The organism is Burkholderia sp. AU33545 (assembly GCF_020419685.1).
Classification (GTDB): Bacteria; Pseudomonadota; Gammaproteobacteria; order Burkholderiales; family Burkholderiaceae; genus Burkholderia; species Burkholderia diffusa.
Genome location: NZ_JAIZRQ010000006.1, coordinates 296,278 through 315,860 on the forward strand (window position 1 = coordinate 296,278; position 19,583 = coordinate 315,860).

The window sequence follows — 19,583 nt, forward strand, 5'->3', positions numbered from 1 at the left end:
GCGTAGCATGGTCGATCCATCGGGACACGGAGAGCACGCATGAGTCTGGACTACGGTTTCGTGAAGGCGAAGGTGACGTCGGTGGCGCAGCTGAAGGGCTCGCCGCACGGCGGCGAGATCCAGTATCACATCCACCTGACGCTCGCATTGCCGACCGGCGACTGGGACGTCGCGATCAACGTCGGCACCAACGACTCGGACGACCTGCTGAACTACAAGCTCGTCTACGATTTCCATCATCCGGTCACGGCGACGCTCGCGGCCGCGGCCGAAGGCTACAACGATCTCACCGGGCAAACCGCGCTGCCGGCGCTCGACTATCTGCGCAGCGACATCCTGAACGAGACCGGGGCATGGCGCGCCAGCGCCGTGATGGACGGCACCGAAAACGCGGAGCCGATCCCGTCTCTGCTGCGGCTCGTCAACGCCGCGCAGTCGCAGGGGCTCGCCGTCGTCGTGTTCGGCCGCACGTATTCGGAAGGCAACGGCATCCACGATACGCACATGAACCAGGGTTCGACGGGCTCGAACTACCTGCACCGCGCGGGCGACGACCACAACGATCACAACGACGTGTGGCAGGACGGCGCGCTGATCGTGCGCGTGAGCGGGACGCAATGGGCCGCGTATTTCGCGGCGTTCGAGCAGCAGGCCGTGCCGACCGACGCGCTCGGCAATCCGCTGCCGGACGCGGGGCCGATCACGCGCTGATGGGGGCTGCCGGCGGCGTCAGGCGGCCGGCAGCGTCTTGCCGAACGAGATGCGTTCCTCGACGCGATAGCCGAGCGCCGCATAGAAGCGGCACGCATCGTCGTTGCCGGGCAGCACCTGCAGATTGATCTTGAGGCAGCCGCGCGCGGCGAGCGCGCGTTCCGCATGCGCGATCAGCGCGCGGCCGATGCCGAGTCGCCGAGCATCGTTCGACACGCCGAACGAGTAAAGCCAGCCGCGATGACCGTCGAAACCCGCCATCAGCGTGCCGACGACCCGCGCGCCGCTGGTCGCGACGAAGAACAGTTCCGGCTGCGTCGCGAGCTTCAGCTCGATCGATCGCAGCGGATCGCGGTGCGGCGGCGCGTCGGCTTCGTCGTAGTGCGGGAACGCGTCGCGCCAAACCGCGAGCACGGCATCGGTGTCGGCGCGTTCGAACGGGCGGATAGCAACAGCCTCGGCGGCGGCATCCATCGCGGCGGTCTCCTCAGAGCGTGTCGAGGATCGACCGCAGCATCGCCATCATCTGGTCGATTTCCTCGGTCGTGACGTTCAGCGCGGGCATGAAGCGCAGCAGGTTCGGGCGCGCCGCGTTCAGCAGCAGGCCATCGGGCTGCATGTCGCGCGCCTTCTCGACGATCTGCGGGCCGATGTCCTTGCCGAGCAGCAGCGCGCGCAGCAGGCCTTCGCCGCGTTCGCCCTCGAAACCGCGCTCCTCCGACAGCTCGAGCAGCTGGCGCTTCAGGTATTCGCTGCGCTCACGCACGCCTTCGAGGAAACCGGGCGCGACGAGCTGCGAGATCACCGAATAGCCGACCGCCGTCATCAGCGGGTTGCCGTTGTAGGTGCCGCCCTGGTCGCCGGCCTCGAACACCGCGACGTCGGCCTTCGACAGCAGCGCGCCGAGCGGTGCGCCGCCGCCGATGCCCTTCGCGAGCGTCATGATGTCCGGCTCGATGCCCGACAGCTCGTACGCGAACAGCGTGCCCGCGCGGCCGCAGCCGCTCTGCACTTCGTCGACGATCAGCAGCAGGTCGTGCTGCTTCGTCAGCGCGCGCAGCGCCTGCATGAATTCACGCGTCGCCGGAATCACGCCGCCTTCGCCCTGGATCGGCTCGAGCATCACCGCGACGGTCTTGTCGGTGATCAGCTTCTCGACCGAGTTGATGTCGTTCAGCTCGGCCTTCGGGAATCCCGGCACCTGCGGTGCGTAGATCGTGTCCCAGCCCGGCTTGCCGCTGGCCGACATCGTCGCGAGCGTGCGGCCGTGGAAGCTGTGGTCGAACGTGATGATCTCGTACGCGCCGTTCTTGAACTTGCGGCCCCACTTGCGCGCGAGCTTGATCGCGCCTTCGTTGGCTTCCGCGCCGCTGTTCGTGAAGAACACCTTGTCGAACACGCTGTGCTGCGTCAGCAGCCCCGCGAGCTTCGCCATCGGCTCGTTGTAGAACGCGGGCGACGGGTTCAGCAGCTTCTCCGCCTGCGTCTTCAGCGCTTCGACGATGCCGTCGTTGCAGTGGCCGAGGCTGTTGACGGCCCAGCCCTGAATGAAGTCCAGATAGCGCTTGCCCGTGTGATCGTAGAGCCACGAACCCTTGCCGTGCGTAAACACGATGTCGGGGCGGTTCGTGATGTACATCAGCGAGTCGATCGGGTAATCGTTCAGGGGCATGACAGCAGACTCCAGCGGACGTTGAAAGGGAAACGGGCAACAAAAAAGCCACGGGAGGCCGTGGCTGGTAGGTCGAACAGCTTGTGCGTAACCGGTGAAGCGGAGGAGGGTTACGCGCGAGTCCGTGACGAGCCGGCGGCATCCGGGCGGAGCGGCGAGCGGCGACGTCGGAGAGCGGACAGGAAGCGGTTCATGTGCGCAAGCATAAGGCATCCCGCGCCCCACTGTAAACCGCCGCGATGCCACGAATGTGTCACGGCGGCGCGCAGGAGGGGACGCGGGCGCGCCCGGTGCTCAGACCGGATGCGCGAGATCGGCGGCGCTCGTGAACGAGTCCGCGTAAAACTCGTCGGCCGGCAGCGCGTGGTGCTGGGTGAAGTCGCGCTGCGCGGATTCGACCATCACCGGCGCGCCGCATGCGTACACCTGGTGGCCCGACAGATCGGGCAGGTCCTCGATCACCGCGCGGTGGACGAAGCCGGTGCGGCCGGTCCACTGGTCGGCGTCGTCCGGCTCGGACAGCACCGGCACGTACTTGAAGTTCGGGATCTCGCGCGCCCATTGCTCGGCGAGCTCGCCGAGGTAGATGTCCTTCTTGCGGCGTGCGCCCCAATAGAGCGTCATCGGGCGCGTGATGCCCGAATGCCTGACGTGCTCGATGATCGCCTTGATCGGCGCGAAGCCGGTGCCGGACGCGAGCAGCACGATCGGCTTGTCGGAATCCTCGCGCAGGAAGAACGTGCCGAGCGGGCCTTCGAAGCGCAGGATGTCGCGCTCCTTCATCGCGCCGAACACGTGGTCGGTGAACTTGCCGCCCGGCATGTGGCGGATGTGCAGCTCGATCGGGCCTTCCTCGTGCGGCGCATTCGCCATCGAGTAGCTGCGGCGCGAGCCGTCCTTCAGGATGAACTCGACGTACTGGCCCGCGAGGTATTGCAGGCGCTCGTTGGCGGGCAACTGCAGCTTCACGATCATCACGTCGTCGGCGCGGCGCTCGAGCGCCGCGATCCGGCACGGCAGCTTCTTCACCTGCACGCCGTCGACGCCGGCGATTTCGCGCACGTCGATCTCGAGGTCGCATTGCGCCTTCGAACAGCAGAGCAGCGCGAGGCCGCGCGTACGTTCGTCGTTGGACAGTGCCGACGCGGCGTGCGGGCCCTGTTCGATCTGGCCCGACACGATCTGGCCCTTGCAGGAGCCGCACGCGCCGTTCTTGCATCCGTACGGCAGATGGACGTTCTGGCGCAGCGCCGCCGCCAGCACGGTTTCGTCCGACTCGACCTGGAACTGCCGGCCGCTTTGCTTGAGAGTAACGTTGAATGCCATAGAACCAAATAGAACAAAATGTGGGGACCGTGCATGTCGGCACGGCAGCTACAATGCAAACCCGTTGCGCGCCGCGCAACGGTGGCTACTGATTTCGCAACCAACATGATCGCGACTCGAATCCTGCGCCGGCCGCGCGTACTGATCGTCGGCTGCGGCGACGTCGGCCTGCGCTGCGTCGCGCAATGGCGCGCCGCGCGCCGCAACCTGCGCATTGTCGCGCTGACGAGCCATCCGGGCCGCTGCGACGAATTGCGCGCGGCAGGCGCGACGCCGATCGTCGGCGACCTCGATCGCCGGGCGACGCTCGGACGTCTCGCGGGGCTCGCCCGCACGATCCTGCATCTCGCGCCGCCGCAATCCGACGGCCGCGACGATCGCCGCACCCGCGCGCTGATCGCCGCATTGTCCGTGCCTGCACGGCGGCCATCCGCACCGCCGGTGTCGTCGGTCGGCCGGCTCCGCACGCTGCGTGCCGCGACCCGACAGGCCGGCGTGCCGGTGCGGGCAGCGCGTATTGTACCCGACGCCCTTCGCGCGCCGACGCTCGTCTACGCCAGCACGACGGGCGTATACGGCGATTGCGGCGGGGCGCGAATCGACGAAACGCAGCCGCTGCGCCCCGCGAATCCGCGCGCGTTCCGGCGCGTGTCGGCCGAGCGTCAGCTGCGGGCGGCCACGGTGCGCGGCGTGCTGTCCGCGCGCATCGTGCGCATTCCCGGCATCTACGCGGCGAACCGGCTGCCTCTCGCGCGGCTCGAGCGCGGCACACCGGCGCTCGACGCGGCCGACGACGTCTACACGAACCATATCCACGCGGACGATCTCGCGGCAATCCTGCGGCGCGCGGCCGTGCGCGGCAAGCCGGCGCGCGCCGTGCATGCGTCGGACGACAGCGAACTGCGGATGGGAGAGTATTTCGACCGGGTCGCGCAGGCGTTCGGCCTGCCGCTGCCGCCGCGGATCAGTCGCGCGGACGCCGAGCATCGGCTCGAGCCGACGCTCCTGTCGTTCATGCGCGAGTCGCGGCGCCTGTCCAATGCGCGGCTCAAAGCCGAATTGTGCGTGACGTTGCGCTATCCGACCGTAGACGAATTCCTTCAAACGGTCGCGCCGCGCGGCGCGTCAGGTCAGCGCCGGTAACGCCTCGATCAGCAGGAAGCACAGCAACGCGCCGATCAGCGCGCCGATCAGGTTCGGATGATACTTGTGCTTCATGTGCATCGTGGCCAGCAGCCCGCCGATCACGATGGCACCCACGATCGCGAACGCGATCGTCACGTACGACAGTTCGAAAGAATGGTTGATGTTCATGATGTCTCCCCTGCATCGCTGCTCGTACAGCTTGTGATTTCAGTATAGCGGGGGATCGTGCGGCCGCGATGCGGCCGGACACCGAACGGTCGTGCGGATTTTCCCTTACAGGGTTTTGACGGAATGGCGCAGTGCTGAAAGGTCGTCTTCCCCGAGCCAGCGCCATGCGCCGGGCGCCAGGTCGTCCGGCAGCGTGAAGCCGCCGATGCTTTCGCGGTGCAGCGCCTCGACGCGGTTGCTGGCCGCGGCGACCATGCGTTTCACTTGATGATATTTGCCTTCGAGGACGGTCAGCGCGAGCGCGTGCGTGTCGCGCGCGTCGGCGGCGACCGCCGCGATCGGCTTCGGCTCGCCGTGGAGCTGCACGCCGGCGCGCAGCGCGTCGAGCTGGGCGTCGTCGAGCGGGTGGCGCACGGTCGCGACGTAGGTCTTCGGCACCTTGCGCTTCGGCGACGTGTACGCGTGCACGAACTGGCCGTCGTCGGACAGCAGGAGCAGGCCCGTCGTGTCCTGGTCGAGGCGGCCGACGCACTGCACGCCGCGTGCGACGAGCGGCGCGGGCAGCAGGCTGAACACGCTCGCATGGTGTTGCGGCTCGCGCGAGCACTCGTAGCCGGCCGGCTTGTTGAGCGCGAGATACGCGCGGGCGTGGAACGGCCAGGCGGTGTCGTCGACCGTGAACACGAGGCCGTCGGTGTCGAACGACGCGTCGGGGTCGGTCGCGCTCGCGCCCGCGACGGTGACGCGGCCCGTTTCGATCAGTCCGCGGCACTGGCGGCGCGAGCCGAAGCCCTGCGTGTAGAGAATGCTTTCGAGATCCATAGCGCGCGCATTCTATCAAGCGGCGCGCCGGCGTCGGCACGAACCCGCCCGCGCTGGTAAGCTGCGGAGCGCCGCGCGCGACGCGGCGCACGTTCCTTCTTCACGGAAAGACGGTGTCAGCGTGAAGTAGCGCCAGGGCGGCGGCCGGTCCGTGCGAGGGCTGCCACCGTTCTCATCCGACACGGAGTTTGCCGCATGAATCCGACGACGCTCGATGCACTCGCCGATTTTCCCCGCCAGCTCGAAGCCCATTTCGCCGCCGTGCCGGACGGCTATGCACGCTGGACCCCCGACGACTGGAACGGCATCCCGAGCGAGCACTTCTCGCCGCTTGGGCAACTCTGCCACGTGCGCGACATCGAGATCGACGGCTACCACGTGCGGTTGAGGCGGATGCTCGATGAGGATCATCCGCTGCTCGTGTCGGTTGACGGCGAGGCGCTCGCGATCGAGCGCCGCTATGACACCGCGTACGCATCCGACGTGCTCGCGGCGATTCGCGACGCGCGGCGCGAGACGCTCGACCTCGTGTCGCGCCTGACACCCGAGCAGCTTGCTCGCACCGGCGAGTTCGAAGGCTATGGCGCGCTGACCGTGCGCGGCCTGGTTCATTATCTGTGCAGCCACGACCAGCAGCATCTGGCCGGGATGCAGTGGCTGCTCGGCAAGATCGACGCGGCGCTTTACGCACGCTGACTCGCGCGTGGGCGGTGGCCGTGCGACGTGTCGCGTCCAGCAGATTTCGCCGCCCCTGTCGGTGGGGCAGCCCACCATTCCGGATGCCTGATTGGATCGTTTCTCTGGATAATCCATCCAGCCATGCCCGGCTGACCGGCGCGTCGCGCGTGCCTACACTCCTAGCTTCATTCAACGCAAAAAGGAGTCAACCGTGGCTACTCACACGCTCGCAGACAAGGTCGTCCTGATCGCAGGCGGCGCCAAGAATCTCGGCGGCTTGATCGCCCGGGATCTGGCCGGCCACGATGCGAAGGCGGTGGCGATTCACTACAACAGCGCGGCGTCGCAGGCGCAGGCCGAAGAGACGGCCGCCGCCGTGCGCGCGGCCGGCGCGCAAGCCGCGACGTTCCAGGCCGACCTGACGACGGCCGCCGCGGTGGAGAAGCTGTTCGGCGACGCGAAGCAGCGCTTCGGCAAGATCGACATCGCGATCAATACCGTCGGCAAGGTGTTGAAGAAGCCGATCACCGAAATCTCCGAGGCCGAATACGACGAGATGTTCGCGGTCAACAGCAAGTCCGCATTCTTCTTCATCAAGGAAGCGGGGCGGCATCTCGAGGATCACGGCAAGCTCGTCACGCTCGTGACGTCGCTGCTCGGCGCTTTCACGCCGTTCTACGCCGCCTACGAAGGATCGAAGGCACCCGTCGAGCACTTCACGCGCGCGGCGTCAAAAGAATACGGCGCGCGCGGCATCTCGGTGACGGCGGTCGGGCCGGGCCCGATGGACACGCCGTTCTTCTACCCGGCCGAAGGCGCCGACGCGGTCGCGTATCACAAGACGGCGGCTGCGCTGTCGCCGTTCAGCAAGACGGGCCTCACCGATATCGAGGACGTCGTGCCGTTCATCCGCCATCTCGTGACCGACGGCTGGTGGATCACCGGCCAGACGATCCTGATCAACGGCGGCTATACGACCAAGTAACGGGCCGTGCCGGCGGTCGTCGCGTGCACGCGGCGATCCGCAATGGACCGTTTGCATGGACAATGGGCGGGCGCGTGGGCACAAGGCCGCGCGCCCGTTTTTTCTGTGCCGCCGGGATCGGCCGCGACGCGCGGCGCTTGCCGGTGACGGTCGTCCGAACCCACGTTTTCCGCCCGCCGATGGACAAGCTGGATCAGGTCAGAATCTTCCTTCAGGTTGCCGAGATGGGCAGCTTCATCAAGGCCGCGCATGCGCTCGACGTGCCGCGCGCGACGGTGTCGGCCGCTGTCCAGCAGCTCGAGACCGCGCTCGGCACGCGCTTGTTGCACCGTACGACGCGGCAGGTGCAGCTGACGGCCGACGGCGCGCTGCTGCTGGAGCGCGGCCGGCGCCTGCTCGCGGAAGCCGACGAGCTCGACCGGCTGTTCCGGCGCCGCGATCGCGACGTGATCGGGCGGCTGAACGTCGATGTGCCGAGCCGGATCGCGCGCCGAGTGATCGCGCCCGCGCTGCCGTCGCTGTTTCGCCGCTACCCGAAGCTGCAGCTGTCGCTCGGCTCGACGGACCGCTCGATCGATCTCGTGCAGGAGGGCGTCGATTGCGCAATCCGGGTCGGGCGGCTCGCGGACAGCAGCCTCGTCGTGCGGCCGCTCGGGCAGTTCGCGCTGATCAACTGCGCGAGCCCCGACTACCTGCGCGAATGCGGCGTGCCCGAGCACCCCGATGCGCTCGCGCACGGGCACTGGGCGATCGGCTATGCGTCACCGACGACCGGCCGCGAGCTCCGGTGGGAATACTGCGCGGACGGCGGCCACCACACACTGGCGCTGCCGAGCCGCGTGACCGTCAACAACGCCGAAACCTATATCGCGAGCTGCATTGCCGGGATGGGGCTGATCCAGATTCCGCGCTTCGACGTCGTGCATCTGCTCGACAGCGGGGCATTGGTCGAGGTGATGCCCGGCCATCGGGCCGCGCCGATGGACGTGTCGGCCGTCTATCCGCATCGCCGGCACCGGTCGAGACGGCTCAACGCGTTCATCGAATGGTTCGCGGAGTTGATGGCGGATGCGTTGAACGACAAGGGCGCGACCGCGACCGGCGACTGAAAAGGGCGCCGCGCCCGCCCGCGCCGACTGCGATCGACGGCGGCATTCGACAGGTATTGCGGTATTGCGGCCGGCGCGCGCCTTCAGCCCGGTCGGCTGGGAAGCCGTGGTCGAAACGCTGGCCGCGCGCGGCTACCGCGTGCTCGCCCGGCGTTGCGCGGCTTCGCGCCGACTCGCTTTGCGACCCGCGGTTCTGCGAGCAGGGCTGAACGCGCGGTGCACGCGTGGGGGCGAGATCGGTCGAGCCGGTCACTCGGTGCGGTGGGGAATGTTGTCCGGGAACGGGTAGGGCGCATGCGGCCCGGGCCATTCGGGCACGGGTGGCTGGCGGAGCAGGTCGCATCCGCCCAGCATGATCGACAGCAGCGCGACGAGCATGCCTCGGGCAATCCGGCTCGAAAAGAGGACGCGCGTGGACATGGGGGCCTCCGTGCTTGCGTGTCCTGATACTTGGACTGCCGAGGGAGGGCGCGCGTTGCAGTGTGCGATGCGCGCGGGAAAAACGCGCGGGAAAAAACAAAAAACCCGCGAAGCGGTGAGCTTGCGCGGGTTTCGACAGGTGCAGCGCATGACGCTGCGAAATACTGGTGCCCAGGGCCGGAATCGAACCGGCACGCCTTGCGGCGGGGGATTTTGAGTCCCCTGCGTCTACCAATTTCACCACCTGGGCTTTGATCCTGGCCGCGCATGCGATTGTGCGCGGCGAAACGCAAATTATGGCGGAAAACGGGGCACCGGGCAAGTTTTCCGGCGGCCGCCGTGTTACTGGCTCAGGTAGACGAACTGGCCGTGCTTCACGATCCCCATCACGCTCGCGCGTTGGTCGAGCCCCACATGATCCTTGTTGCTGGTGTTGACGACGCCGTTCGGCACGACGAGCTCGTGCGCGCGTTCGAGCTCGCGCCGCAGCGCCGCGCGGAAGGCCGGCGTGCCGGGCTGCGCGGTCTTGAGCGCGCGGCCGACTGCGTCGACGAGGCGCGGGTACACGCCCGCCGCGTCGCCAGCGAACTGCGTGACGGTGCCGGCACCGTATTTCGCTTCATATGCATCGACGAACGCGAGCGCGGCCCTGCGGGCCGGATGGTCTGCCGGCAGCGTGCGCGCGACGACGACCGGCTGGGTCGGAAACAGCGTCCCGTCGACGTCCTTGCCGCCGAGCTTGATGAATTCCGGCGTCGCGATCCCGTGCGTCTGGTAGATCGCGCCCTTGTAGCCGCGCTCGATCAGCGTGCGCTGCGGCAGCACGGCCGGCGTGCCCGAGCCCGCGATCAGGATCGCGTCCGGCTTCGCCGCGATCAGCTTCAGCGCCTGGCCGGTGACGCTTGCGTCGGTGCGGTTGAAGCGCTCCGTCGCGATCACGCGGATCTTGCGGACTTCGGCGAAGCGTGTGAATTCGTTCAGCCAGCTGTCGCCGTAGCTGTCCGCGAAGCCAATGAAGCCGACCGTCTTGACGCCGTGGTTGGACATGTAGCGCGTCATCACGTCGGCCATCGCGCTATCGCTCTGCGCCATCTTGAATGCCCAGGTCCGCGCGCCTTCCTGCGGCTCGACGATCGCGCCGGAGCCGACCAGCGTAATCATCGGCGTCTGCGCGGCCGCCACCGCGTCGAGCGCCGCGAGCGCGGCCGGCGTGATGTTCGGCCCGACCACGACGTCGACGTGATCCTCGTCGACCAGCTTGCGGATGTTGCGCACAGCGGCGCCCGGATCGGACGCGTCGTCGAGCACCGTCACCTGCAGCGGCTGCCCGGCGATCGTCTTGGGCCACATCAGGATTGCGTTCTTGCTGGTGATGCCGATCGCGGCGGCCGGGCCGGTCGACGACAGGTCGACGCCGACCTTCAGGTCGGCATGCGCGGCCGCGCAGGCGAGCACGAGGGCGGCGCCGGCGGCGCGGCGCAACAGGGCGGGAAGCGTCATGCGGGATTCTCCGTCGGACAGCAAAAAGGGGCGCGATATGCGCCCCCGTGGTTATACACGCCGCTCAGAGTTCGTACGATTCGGATTCGCCCTTGAGCGCCTGTTCGATCAGCTTGCGGTTCAGCGTCGGCGACAGCAGCTCGACGAGCGTATACACATAGCTGCGCAGGTAGGCGCCCTGCTTGAGCGCGACGCGCGTCACGTTGCTGCCGAACAGGTGGCCGACCGGGATCAGCCGCAGGTTGCGGTCGCGCTCGGGATTGAACGCGATGTCGGCCATGATCCCGACGCCGAGGCCGAGTTCGACGTAGGTCTTGATCACGTCGGCGTCGATCGCCTCGAGCACGATGTCCGGCGACAGTCCGCGCAGCGCGAACGCGTGATTGATCTTCTTGCGGCCCGCGAACGCGTCGTCGTACGTAATCAGCGGATACTGCGCCAGATCGTCCAGCGTGACCGGCTTGCGCTCCAGCAGCGGATGGTCGGCCGGCACGACGGCCGCGTGGTGCCACTGGAAGCAGGGCAGCGACACGAGTTCCTTGTAGTCGGCGATCGCCTCGGTCGCGATCGCGAGATCGGCCTGGTCGTGGATCACCATCTCGGCCACCTGCGTCGGGCTGCCTTGCAGGATCGACAGGTGCACCTTCGGGAAGCGTTTCTTGAATTCGGCGATCGCGGCGGGCAGCGAGTAGCGGGCCTGCGTGTGGGTCGCCGCGATGGTCAGGTTGCCCTGATCCTGCGCCGCATAATCCTTCCCGACCCTTTTGAGGCTCTCAACCTCCTGAAGAATCCGCTCGACCGACGCGAGGATGATCCTGCCCGGCTCGGTGAGCGAGCGCACGCGCTTGCCGTGCCGCGTGAAGATCTCCACGCCCAGCTCGTCCTCGAGCTCGATGATCGCCTTCGATACCCCTGGTTGCGACGTGTAGAGCGCCTTCGCGGCCTCGGTGAGGTTGAAATTCTGCCGGACGGCCTCGCGCACGAAGCGAAATTGGTGCAGGTTCATTTATAACCCTTCCGCATATCAACAGAATTTTTTAGTCGTTTGAAATATAAGGCGAGTTTATTACGATTCACCGGAGTTTTTCAAATATGGATATCTGTTTTCGTCATTAGCAATCCACCCGGCAGCGGATGGTGGCGGTGACGGCGGAACGGAGATTCGGGCGCGACGTGGCTAGGACGTCGCGCGGTCACCACGAAAACCCTGGGGTCCCCGAATGTATCAGTACGACCAGTACGACCAGACGATCGTCGACGAGCGAGTCGCGCAGTACCGCGATCAGGTGCGCCGCCGCCTGTCGGGCGAGTTGAGCGAAGACGAGTTCCGTCCGCTGCGCCTGCAGAACGGCCTGTACATGCAGCGCCACGCGTACATGCACCGCATCGCGATTCCGTACGGCAACCTGCGCAGCGAGCAACTCCGCATGCTGGCGCGCATCGCCCGCGAACACGATCGCGGCTACGGCCACTTCTCGACCCGCTCGAACATCCAGTTCAACTGGGTCCAGCTCGAGGAAACGCCCGAGATCCTGGCGAAGCTCGCGTCGGTGCAGATGCATGCGATCCAGACGTCGGGCAACTGCATCCGTAACATCACGGCCGACCAGTTCGCCGGCGTCGCTCAGGACGAGGAGATCGATCCGCGTCCGTGGTCGGAAATCCTGCGCCAGTGGTCGACGTTCCATCCCGAATTCGCATGGCTGCCGCGCAAGTTCAAGATCGCGGTGTCCGGTTCGAAGGACGATCGCGCGGCCGTGCAGATCCACGACCTCGGCGTGTACCTGAAGAAGAACGCACAGGGCGAAGTGGTCGCGAGCATCCTCGCGGGCGGCGGTCTCGGCCGCACGCCGATCGTCGGCGCGGTGATCAAGGAAGACCTGCCGTGGCAGCACCTGCTGACCTACTGCGAAGCCGTGCTGCGCGTGTACAACCGCTACGGTCGCCGTGACAACCTGTACAAGGCGCGTATCAAGATCCTCGTGAAGGCGCTGTCGCCCGCGAAGTTCGCGCAGCAGGTCGAGGAAGAGTGGCAGCACCTGAAGGACGGCCCGTCGACGCTCACGCAAGCCGAACTCGACCGCGTGTCGCAATACTTCAAGCCTCCCGTCTACGAGAAGCTCGCCGACACCGACGCGTCGTTCGAACAGCACCTGCTCGAGAACAAGGCGTTCGCGCGCTGGGTCGAGCGCAACGTCGCGCCGCACAAGGTGCCGGGCTATGCCGCCGTCACGTTGTCGCTGAAGGATCACCGCGTGGCCCCGGGCGACGCGACCGACGCGCAGATGGACCTGGTGGCCGACTGGGCCGACGCGTACTCGTTCGGCGAACTGCGCGTGTCTCACGAGCAGAACCTGATCCTCGCCAACGTGAAGAAGCGCGACCTGTTCGCGCTGTGGGAAAAGGCGAAGGCGGCCGGTTTCGCGACGCCGAACGTCGGCCTGCTGACCGACATCATCGCGTGCCCGGGCGGCGATTTCTGCTCGCTCGCGAACGCGAAGTCGATCCCGATCGCGCTGGCGATCCAGCAACGTTTCGACGATCTGGACTACGTGTACGACCTCGGCGACCTGTCGCTGAACATTTCCGGTTGCATGAACTCGTGCGGTCACCACCACGTCGGCAACATCGGCATCCTCGGCGTCGACAAGGACGGTGCCGAGTGGTACCAGGTGTCGCTTGGCGGCGAGCAGGGCACGGGCCGCAACGGCGCGCGCCTCGGCCGCGTGATCGGGCCGTCGTTCTCCGCGGAGGAAGTGCCGGACGTGATCGCGAAGCTGATCGACACGTTCGTCGAGGCACGCATCGACGGCGAGCGCTTCATCGACACGTACGACCGCATCGGCATCGCACCGTTCAAGGAGCGCGTGTATGCAGCGCGCCAGGCAGTGAACGCGTAACCAACCGGCTAGAAGGAATTTGCAGATGGCTTCGATTATCAAGAACCGCGCAGTGATCGACGACGCATGGCAGGTCGTGCGCGCGGCGGAAAACGGTGCGCTGCCCGCGGTCGACGCGTTGCCGGCCGGCAAGGTGCTGGTGCCGTTCGCCCTGTGGCAGGCCGAGCGCGCGGCGCTCGTCGCCGCGAAGACGAAGGACGAACTCGGCGTGTGGCTCGCGCCGGACAGCGAGCCGGCCGATCTCGTGGCCGACTTCGGTGCGATCTCGCTGATCGCCGTCGATTTCCCGCGCTTCGCGGACGGCCGCGGCTACAGCATCGCGCGCCTGCTGCGCGAGCGCCACGGCTGGACCGGCGAGCTGCGCGCGATCGGCGACGTGCTGCGCGACCAGCTGCTGTACATGTCGCGTTGCGGCTTCGACGCATTCGCGGTGCGTGCAGACAAGGACATCCGCGACGCGCTGAACGCGTTCGGCGAATTCACGCAGCGTTACCAGGGCGCGTTCGACGAGCCGGCACCGCTGTTCCGCCGCCGCGCCGCCGCGGCCGACGCCAAGGTGAGCGCATGAGCACCGCGACCGCACTGACGCCGGAACTCGCCGCGAAGGTCGAGCGCCTCGACGCACTGCTTGCGCAGATCGGCGCGCGCCACGAGAAGGTGAAGTTCGCGAGCAGCCTCGCCGCGGAAGACATGCTGCTCACGCACGCGATCCTGTCGAAGGGCGTGTCGATCGGCATCTTCTCGCTGAACACCGGCCGCCTGCACGCGGAAACCGTGGGCATGATCGACCGCGTGCGCGAGCGCTACGGCTACGAGATCGAGCAGTTTCACCCGCGCCAGGACGCGGTCGACCAGTACGTCGCCGAGCACGGCCTGAACGCGTTTTACGAAAGCGTCGAGCTGCGCAAGTCGTGCTGCCACATCCGCAAGGTCGAGCCGCTGAACCGCGCGCTGGCCGACGTCGGCGCGTGGGTCACGGGCCAGCGCCGCGAGCAGTCGGTCACGCGTGCCGAGCTGCACGAGGAAGAGCAGGACGAAGCGCGCGGGATCGCGAAGTACAACCCGCTCGCCGACTGGACGGAAGCCGACGTATGGGCGTACCTGAAGGCGTTCGACGTGCCGGTCAACCCGCTGCATGCGCGCGGTTACCCGAGCATCGGCTGCGAGCCGTGTACGCGCGCGATCCGCCCCGGCGAGGACAGCCGGGCGGGCCGCTGGTGGTGGGAGTCGCGCGACACGAAGGAATGCGGGCTGCACATCACGATCACGCCGATTCCCGCGAATGCCGAAGCCGGCGCCGCGCACTGAAAGCCGACAAGAAACCGAATATTGCGCCGCCTGCGACAGCGGGCGGCACGAACCCAGAAGAGAAGGACTGAAATCATGAGCACGACGCTCGAGCAATCCGCCTTTGCCCCGCCCACCGGTGCCGACGACCGCATGGGCCACCTCGACTGGCTCGAAGCCGAGTCGATCCACATCCTGCGCGAACTCGTTGCCGAATGCAGCAAGCCGGCGCTGTTGTTCTCGGGCGGCAAGGACTCGGTCGTCGTGCTGCACCTCGCGCTGAAGGCGTTCGGCCTCGGCGCGAACCGCAAGACGACGCTGCCGTTCCCGCTCGTGCACATCGACACGGGCCACAACTACGAGGAAGTGATCGACTTCCGCGACCGCCGTGCGCAAGAGCTCGGCGCCGAGCTGGTGGTCGGTCACGTCGAGGATTCGATCCGGCGCGGCACGGTCGTGCTGCGCCGCGAAACCGATTCGCGCAACGCCGCGCAGGCCGTCACGCTGCTCGAGACGATCGAACAGCACGGCTACACGGCGCTGATCGGCGGTGCGCGCCGCGACGAAGAGAAGGCGCGCGCGAAGGAGCGGATCTTCTCGTTCCGCGACGAATTCGGCCAGTGGGATCCGAAGGCGCAGCGCCCGGAACTGTGGAGTCTGTTCAACGCACGCCTGCACAAGGGCGAGCACCTGCGCGTGTTCCCGATCTCGAACTGGACCGAGCTCGACGTGTGGCAGTACATCGCGCGCGAGAACCTCGAACTGCCGTCGATTTACTACGCGCACCAGCGCGAGATCGTGCGCCGCAACGGTCTGCTCGTGCCGGTCACGCCGCTCACGCCGATGCGTGACGGCGAGACGAGCGAACTCGCGCAGGTGCGCTTCCGCACGGTCGGCGACATCAGCTGCACGTGCCCGGTCGAGAGCGATGCGGACGACGTCGAGAAGATCATCGCCGAGACGGCGGTGACCGAGATCACCGAACGCGGCGCGACCCGGATGGACGACCAGGCATCCGAAGCCGCGATGGAACAGCGCAAGAAGCAAGGTTATTTCTGAAGCACACGAGGACATTCACATCATGAGCATCATCGAGAACACCGAAGACCTCGGCGTGTTGCGTTTCATCACCGCGGGCAGCGTCGACGACGGCAAGAGCACGCTGATCGGCCGCCTGCTGTACGACAGCAAGGCCGTGCTGTCCGACCAGCTGTCCGCGCTGTCGCGCGCGAAGAACAAGCGCACGGTCGGTGACGAGATCGACCTCGCGCTGCTGACGGACGGGCTCGAAGCCGAGCGCGAGCAGGGCATCACGATCGACGTCGCATACCGCTACTTCGCGACCGCGAAGCGCAAGTTCATCATCGCCGACACGCCGGGCCACGAGCAGTACACGCGCAACATGGTGACGGGTGCATCGACCGCGCATGCGGCGATCATCCTGGTCGACGCGACGCGCGTGACGGTCGAGAACGGCGTTGCGGAACTGCTGCCGCAAACGAAGCGCCACAGCGCGATCGTGAAGCTGCTCGCGCTGCAGCACGTGATCGTCGCGATCAACAAGATGGACCTCGTCGACTACAGCGAAGCGCGCTTCAACGAGATCCGCGATGCGTACGTTGCGCTCGCGAAGCAGCTCGGCCTGAAAGACGTGCGTTTCGTGCCGGTGTCGGCGCTGAAGGGCGACAACATCGTCGGCGCGAGCGAGCGCATGCCGTGGTATGCGGGCGAGCCGCTGCTCGACGTGCTCGAATCGCTGCCGGTCGAGACGCAGGCCCATGACGCGCTGCGCTTCCCGGTGCAGTGGGTCGCACGCCAGGACGGCAGCTCGGCCGACGATTTCCGCGGCTACATGGGCCGGATCGAATCGGGCGAGGTGAAGGTCGGCGACGAAATCGTCGTGCTGCCGTCGAACCGCACCGCGACGATCGCGGAGATCGTCGCGCCGGTGCCGGGCGGCACCGCGTCGGTTGCGCACGCATTCGCGGGCCAGACGGTGACGATTCGCCTTGAACAGGACGTCGACGTGTCGCGCGGCGACATGTTCGTCACGACCGCCGAGACGGTCGCGCCGGCGAAGAAGCTCGAGGCGGACCTGTGCTGGTTCGACGAGACGCCGCTGTCGCCGCACCGCAAGTATCTGCTGAAGCAGACCACGAGCACGGTGTTCGCGAAGATCGGCGCGGTGAAGGAAGTGCTCGACGTGCATACGCTGTCGCACGCGACCGACCGCCAGGAACTGAAGATGAACGACATCGGCCGCGTGGCGCTGACGCTGCAGAAGCCGATCGTCTGCGACACGTACGACGCGCACCCGGGCACGGGCGCGTTCGTGCTGATCGACGAGGCGACGCATCATACGGTCGCCGCCGGCATGATCCGGGCGTTCTCGGCATAACCGGCGTTGAGCGCCGCCCGTGCGGGCGGCGCGCGCCGGTTGCCGTCCACGAGCAGGACAAGCGAAGCGACAAACATGGGCAAGGTGTATCTGATCGGAGCAGGGCCGGGCGCTGCGGACCTCATCACGGTGCGTGGCGCGCGGATGCTCGAGCAAGCCGACGTCGTGCTGCACGACGCGCTCGTCGAGCCGGCGATGCTCGACTATGCGCCGAACGCGCGGAAAATCGCGGTCGGCAAGCGCTGCGGGCAGCGTTCGACCGCGCAGCACTTCATCAACAAGCAGATCGTCGACGCGGCGCGCGAGCATGCGTGCGTCGTGCGCCTGAAGGGCGGCGATCCGATGCTGTTCGGTCGCGCCGAAGAAGAAATGCGCGCGCTCGAGGCGGCCGGCATCGATTACGAGGTCGTGCCGGGCATCACCGCGGCGCTGGCCGGCGCGGCGACGCTGAAGCGCTCGCTGACGTTGCGCGGCGTGTCGCGCAGCGTCGCGTTCGCGACGCACAGCCGTGCACCGGGCAGCGACGAGATTCGCGAGACCGCGCGCGCCGATTCGATCGTCTACTACATGGGGCGCGACAGCGCGCCGGGCATCGCCCGCGAACTGATCGACGCGGGCCGTGCGCCCGCGACGCCGGTGGCGATCGTCGAGGCCTGCAGCACCGTGCGCGAGCGCACGCTGACGCTCACGCTTGCGCAGATGGCGGCGGGCGACGCGCAGGCGTGGCTCGACCCTGCGGAACCGAGCCTGCTGATGATCGGCGATGCGTTCGCCGAACGCGTGCGGCGCGTGAAAGAGGGCGATGCGCTGCAGGACGCCGCTTGAGTCGAACGCGTGGTTTGCAGGCAAAAAAAGCGCTGGCTTCGGAAGCCAGCGCTTTTTTGTTTGGGCCAACGATTCGCTTATGCGTCGCGGCCGAGCTGGTCGATGCAGTAGCGTGCGATCGCATCGAGCACGCCGTCGTCTTCCCCGACAGCCGTCGCGCAATGGATCTCGATGCCCGGATGCGCGGCACGGCACGCGTCGACGAGCTGCGGCAGGTCGCGGCGCACATGGCCGCCCTGGCCGAAGAACACGGGCACCACGGTGATGCGCGTGCAGCCGGCCGCGACCTGCGCGGCAACGGCCGTATCGAGCGACGGCGTCATCAGCTCGAGAAACGCGAGCGACACGTGCGGGGCAGGGGAGCCGGCCGCGCGCAGCCGTGCGGCGAGCCGCTCGAACGGCTCGGCCCAGCGCGGATCGCGTGCGCCGTGGCCGAACAGGACGATACCGTGCGAACTCATGTCGAAGCCTCCGTCGTGACGGCGCTCAGTGCCGGTCGACCCACTTGAGCGCGAACAGGCCGAGCGCGAGATAGATGAGGCCCGGTGTCGCCGCGGTCAGCGGCGCGGGCCACGTGTTCAGCGTGCCGATGTGCGAGAACAGCGTGTTGAGCAGCTGGAAGCTCATGCCGAGCATGATGCCGCCGAACACCTTCACGCCGACCACGCCGGCTCGCGTATGCAGGTACGCGAACGGCAGCGACAGCACGAGCATCACGAACACCGCGAACGGGTAGAGCAGCTTGCGCCACAGTGCGATGTCGTAGCGCTGCGTGTCCTGCTGGTTTTCGCGCAAGTGCTGGATGTAGCGGAACAGGTTGATGAGCGACATCCGTTCCGGCGACACGAGCAGCACCGACAGGATCTGCGGCGTCAGGTCCGAGCGCAGCCGGTATTCGGGCAGCATCACCTGCTGCGACCGGTATACGGGGTTCAGCGCGTCGGCCGGTTCGCCGCTGATCGGCTTGATCGGCGTCAGTTCGGTTTCCGTCACGCCCTTGAGCAGCCAGTGGCCGGGAGGCTCGTAGCGGCCGGTCTGCGCGATCCGCACGTTCTGCAGCTGGAATTTCGAGTCGAATTCGTAGATGCGCACGTTGCTGATCGTCGAATCGGGCGACAGGCTGCCGACGTTGACGAAGCGCGTGACCTGCTCGCCGTTCTCGCGGGCCGCGAGCGTGTCCTTCACCCACACGCCCGACTGGAAGTTCGACGACACCGACGCGCCGAGCGCCTGCAGCCGCACGCGTTCGGACAGCTGGTCGGCGTACGGGCCGACGAATTCGCCGATCAGGTAGGTGATGATCACGAGCGGAATGCCGATCTTCAGCAGCGAGCGCAGCGCCTGGTTGGTCGCGAGGCCCGACACGCGAAAGATCGTGAATTCCGAGTTCGCCGCCATTTGCGCGAACACGTAGATCGCGCTGATCAGCGCGGCGACCGGGATGATCTCGTAGAAGCGCGACGGGGTCTGCAGCGCGACGCGCAGCACCGCGTAGCCGAACTTGTAGTTGCCGTGCCCGACCGAGTTCAGTTCGCTGATCAGGTCGAAGAAGAAGAACAGGCCCGAGAACGCGAACAGGATGAAGACGAACGTGACGTAGATCTGCCGCGCGAAGTATTTTTCATAGAGCCGCATC

21 protein-coding genes and 1 tRNA gene are annotated in these 19,583 nt (G+C 67.1%); 11 read left to right on the top strand and 11 right to left on the bottom strand.

Features of this window, described 5'->3' with window-relative positions; genetic code table 11:
- Positions 1-39 precede the first annotated feature (39 nt).
- Complete coding sequence (locus LGM71_RS21525) at positions 40-711, top strand: DUF2278 family protein (protein ID WP_226116322.1); 672 nt, start codon at positions 40-42, stop codon at positions 709-711.
- Between the two features lie 18 nt (positions 712-729).
- Here the strand turns inward: LGM71_RS21525 and LGM71_RS21530 are convergent, their stop codons facing one another.
- From LGM71_RS21530 to LGM71_RS21540, 3 genes are all read right to left on the bottom strand, one after another.
- Entirely contained in the window at positions 730-1,185 is a 456-nt protein-coding gene (locus tag LGM71_RS21530; RefSeq protein ID WP_175816119.1) for a GNAT family acetyltransferase, read from the bottom strand.
- A gap of 13 nt (positions 1,186-1,198) precedes the next feature.
- Complete coding sequence (locus tag LGM71_RS21535; protein WP_226116323.1) at positions 1,199-2,383, bottom strand: acetylornithine transaminase; 1,185 nt, start codon at positions 2,381-2,383, stop codon at positions 1,199-1,201.
- A 294-nt stretch (positions 2,384-2,677) separates the two neighbouring features.
- Complete coding sequence (locus tag LGM71_RS21540; protein ID WP_059682074.1) at positions 2,678-3,709, bottom strand: CDP-6-deoxy-delta-3,4-glucoseen reductase; 1,032 nt, start codon at positions 3,707-3,709, stop codon at positions 2,678-2,680.
- A gap of 105 nt (positions 3,710-3,814) precedes the next feature.
- Here LGM71_RS21540 and LGM71_RS21545 point away from each other — a divergent pair, with 105 nt between their 5' ends.
- Positions 3,815-4,852 (top strand): NAD-dependent epimerase/dehydratase family protein, encoded by a 1,038-nt coding sequence (locus LGM71_RS21545; RefSeq protein WP_175816121.1) that lies wholly within the window; start codon positions 3,815-3,817, stop codon positions 4,850-4,852.
- Here LGM71_RS21545 and LGM71_RS21550 read toward each other — a convergent pair.
- Both LGM71_RS21550 and LGM71_RS21555 read right to left on the bottom strand, forming a co-directional pair.
- On the bottom strand, positions 4,835-5,023 hold the full coding sequence (locus LGM71_RS21550; RefSeq protein ID WP_059682071.1) for a hypothetical protein: 189 nt from the start codon (positions 5,021-5,023) through the stop codon (positions 4,835-4,837). The genes LGM71_RS21545 and LGM71_RS21550 overlap by 18 nt on opposite strands.
- A gap of 105 nt (positions 5,024-5,128) precedes the next feature.
- Complete coding sequence (locus LGM71_RS21555; RefSeq protein ID WP_059682068.1) at positions 5,129-5,845, bottom strand: pseudouridine synthase; 717 nt, start codon at positions 5,843-5,845, stop codon at positions 5,129-5,131.
- Between the two features lie 195 nt (positions 5,846-6,040).
- Here LGM71_RS21555 and LGM71_RS21560 point away from each other — a divergent pair, with 195 nt between their 5' ends.
- The 3 genes from LGM71_RS21560 to LGM71_RS21570 all read left to right on the top strand — a co-directional run bounded on the left by LGM71_RS21560 (position 6,041) and on the right by LGM71_RS21570 (position 8,617).
- On the top strand, positions 6,041-6,541 hold the full coding sequence (locus tag LGM71_RS21560; protein ID WP_226116325.1) for a DinB family protein: 501 nt from the start codon (positions 6,041-6,043) through the stop codon (positions 6,539-6,541).
- A gap of 193 nt (positions 6,542-6,734) precedes the next feature.
- On the top strand, positions 6,735-7,508 hold the full coding sequence (locus LGM71_RS21565) for an SDR family oxidoreductase (RefSeq protein ID WP_226116335.1): 774 nt from the start codon (positions 6,735-6,737) through the stop codon (positions 7,506-7,508).
- Between the two features lie 179 nt (positions 7,509-7,687).
- Positions 7,688-8,617, top strand: a complete 930-nt coding sequence (locus tag LGM71_RS21570) for a LysR family transcriptional regulator (RefSeq protein ID WP_226116337.1) — start codon at positions 7,688-7,690, stop codon at positions 8,615-8,617.
- A gap of 249 nt (positions 8,618-8,866) precedes the next feature.
- Here LGM71_RS21570 and LGM71_RS21575 read toward each other — a convergent pair whose 3' ends face one another.
- From LGM71_RS21575 to LGM71_RS21590, 4 genes are all read right to left on the bottom strand, one after another.
- Positions 8,867-9,037: a hypothetical protein gene (locus tag LGM71_RS21575; protein WP_179955272.1), complete on the bottom strand. Its 171-nt coding sequence runs from the start codon at positions 9,035-9,037 to the stop codon at positions 8,867-8,869.
- Positions 9,038-9,202: 165 nt separating this feature from the next.
- A tRNA-Leu gene (locus tag LGM71_RS21580) sits at positions 9,203-9,287 on the bottom strand.
- 92 nt (positions 9,288-9,379) lie between these two features.
- On the bottom strand, positions 9,380-10,537 hold the full coding sequence (locus LGM71_RS21585; protein ID WP_226116339.1) for an ABC transporter substrate-binding protein: 1,158 nt from the start codon (positions 10,535-10,537) through the stop codon (positions 9,380-9,382).
- 64 nt (positions 10,538-10,601) lie between these two features.
- On the bottom strand, positions 10,602-11,543 hold the full coding sequence (locus LGM71_RS21590) for a CysB family HTH-type transcriptional regulator (protein ID WP_009689198.1): 942 nt from the start codon (positions 11,541-11,543) through the stop codon (positions 10,602-10,604).
- A 214-nt stretch (positions 11,544-11,757) separates the two neighbouring features.
- On the opposite strand from LGM71_RS21590, the gene LGM71_RS21595 reads away from it, so the two are divergent.
- The 6 genes from LGM71_RS21595 to cobA all read left to right on the top strand — a co-directional run bounded on the left by LGM71_RS21595 (position 11,758) and on the right by cobA (position 17,947).
- Positions 11,758-13,437: a nitrite/sulfite reductase gene (locus tag LGM71_RS21595; protein ID WP_124901030.1), complete on the top strand. Its 1,680-nt coding sequence runs from the start codon at positions 11,758-11,760 to the stop codon at positions 13,435-13,437.
- A 25-nt stretch (positions 13,438-13,462) separates the two neighbouring features.
- Positions 13,463-14,005: a DUF934 domain-containing protein gene (locus tag LGM71_RS21600; protein WP_226116341.1), complete on the top strand. Its 543-nt coding sequence runs from the start codon at positions 13,463-13,465 to the stop codon at positions 14,003-14,005.
- Entirely contained in the window at positions 14,002-14,745 is a 744-nt protein-coding gene (locus LGM71_RS21605) for a phosphoadenylyl-sulfate reductase (RefSeq protein WP_151048974.1), read from the top strand. The genes LGM71_RS21600 and LGM71_RS21605 overlap by 4 nt, the downstream gene beginning before the upstream one ends.
- A gap of 75 nt (positions 14,746-14,820) precedes the next feature.
- On the top strand, positions 14,821-15,783 hold the full coding sequence (gene cysD / locus LGM71_RS21610; RefSeq protein ID WP_059603846.1) for a sulfate adenylyltransferase subunit CysD: 963 nt from the start codon (positions 14,821-14,823) through the stop codon (positions 15,781-15,783).
- Between the two features lie 22 nt (positions 15,784-15,805).
- On the top strand, positions 15,806-17,122 hold the full coding sequence (locus tag LGM71_RS21615; protein WP_059603843.1) for a sulfate adenylyltransferase subunit 1: 1,317 nt from the start codon (positions 15,806-15,808) through the stop codon (positions 17,120-17,122).
- A 75-nt stretch (positions 17,123-17,197) separates the two neighbouring features.
- Positions 17,198-17,947 carry a uroporphyrinogen-III C-methyltransferase gene (gene cobA, locus LGM71_RS21620; RefSeq protein ID WP_226116342.1) on the top strand — a complete coding sequence of 250 codons (750 nt, stop codon included), beginning with the start codon at positions 17,198-17,200 and terminating at the stop codon, positions 17,945-17,947.
- 77 nt (positions 17,948-18,024) lie between these two features.
- Here cobA and LGM71_RS21625 read toward each other — a convergent pair whose 3' ends face one another.
- Positions 18,025-18,408, bottom strand: coding sequence for a sirohydrochlorin chelatase (locus LGM71_RS21625; RefSeq protein WP_059603835.1), 384 nt, complete (start codon positions 18,406-18,408; stop codon positions 18,025-18,027).
- Positions 18,409-18,433: 25 nt separating this feature from the next.
- Positions 18,434-19,582, bottom strand: a complete 1,149-nt coding sequence (gene lptG / locus LGM71_RS21630; protein WP_059603833.1) for an LPS export ABC transporter permease LptG — start codon at positions 19,580-19,582, stop codon at positions 18,434-18,436.
- Between the last annotated feature and the right edge of the window lies 1 nt (position 19,583).

What these genes read in the sequence shown, in the direction of transcription:
- LGM71_RS21525 (WP_226116322.1), top strand. Translation starts at nt 40, where the DNA reads ATGAGTCTGGACTACGGTTTCGTGAAGGCGAAGGTGACGTCGGTGGCG.
- LGM71_RS21530 (WP_175816119.1), bottom strand. Translation starts at nt 1,185, where the DNA reads ATGGATGCCGCCGCCGAGGCTGTTGCTATCCGCCCGTTCGAACGCGCC.
- LGM71_RS21535 (WP_226116323.1), bottom strand. Translation starts at nt 2,383, where the DNA reads ATGCCCCTGAACGATTACCCGATCGACTCGCTGATGTACATCACGAAC.
- LGM71_RS21540 (WP_059682074.1), bottom strand. Translation starts at nt 3,709, where the DNA reads ATGGCATTCAACGTTACTCTCAAGCAAAGCGGCCGGCAGTTCCAGGTC.
- LGM71_RS21545 (WP_175816121.1), top strand. Translation starts at nt 3,815, where the DNA reads ATGATCGCGACTCGAATCCTGCGCCGGCCGCGCGTACTGATCGTCGGC.
- LGM71_RS21550 (WP_059682071.1), bottom strand. Translation starts at nt 5,023, where the DNA reads ATGAACATCAACCATTCTTTCGAACTGTCGTACGTGACGATCGCGTTC.
- LGM71_RS21555 (WP_059682068.1), bottom strand. Translation starts at nt 5,845, where the DNA reads ATGGATCTCGAAAGCATTCTCTACACGCAGGGCTTCGGCTCGCGCCGC.
- LGM71_RS21560 (WP_226116325.1), top strand. Translation starts at nt 6,041, where the DNA reads ATGAATCCGACGACGCTCGATGCACTCGCCGATTTTCCCCGCCAGCTC.
- LGM71_RS21570 (WP_226116337.1), top strand. Translation starts at nt 7,688, where the DNA reads ATGGACAAGCTGGATCAGGTCAGAATCTTCCTTCAGGTTGCCGAGATG.
- LGM71_RS21575 (WP_179955272.1), bottom strand. Translation starts at nt 9,037, where the DNA reads ATGTCCACGCGCGTCCTCTTTTCGAGCCGGATTGCCCGAGGCATGCTC.
- LGM71_RS21585 (WP_226116339.1), bottom strand. Translation starts at nt 10,537, where the DNA reads ATGACGCTTCCCGCCCTGTTGCGCCGCGCCGCCGGCGCCGCCCTCGTG.
- LGM71_RS21590 (WP_009689198.1), bottom strand. Translation starts at nt 11,543, where the DNA reads ATGAACCTGCACCAATTTCGCTTCGTGCGCGAGGCCGTCCGGCAGAAT.
- LGM71_RS21595 (WP_124901030.1), top strand. Translation starts at nt 11,758, where the DNA reads ATGTATCAGTACGACCAGTACGACCAGACGATCGTCGACGAGCGAGTC.
- LGM71_RS21600 (WP_226116341.1), top strand. Translation starts at nt 13,463, where the DNA reads ATGGCTTCGATTATCAAGAACCGCGCAGTGATCGACGACGCATGGCAG.
- LGM71_RS21605 (WP_151048974.1), top strand. Translation starts at nt 14,002, where the DNA reads ATGAGCACCGCGACCGCACTGACGCCGGAACTCGCCGCGAAGGTCGAG.
- cysD (WP_059603846.1), top strand. Translation starts at nt 14,821, where the DNA reads ATGAGCACGACGCTCGAGCAATCCGCCTTTGCCCCGCCCACCGGTGCC.
- LGM71_RS21615 (WP_059603843.1), top strand. Translation starts at nt 15,806, where the DNA reads ATGAGCATCATCGAGAACACCGAAGACCTCGGCGTGTTGCGTTTCATC.
- cobA (WP_226116342.1), top strand. Translation starts at nt 17,198, where the DNA reads ATGGGCAAGGTGTATCTGATCGGAGCAGGGCCGGGCGCTGCGGACCTC.
- LGM71_RS21625 (WP_059603835.1), bottom strand. Translation starts at nt 18,408, where the DNA reads ATGAGTTCGCACGGTATCGTCCTGTTCGGCCACGGCGCACGCGATCCG.
- lptG (WP_059603833.1), bottom strand. Translation starts at nt 19,582, where the DNA reads ATGCGGCTCTATGAAAAATACTTCGCGCGGCAGATCTACGTCACGTTC.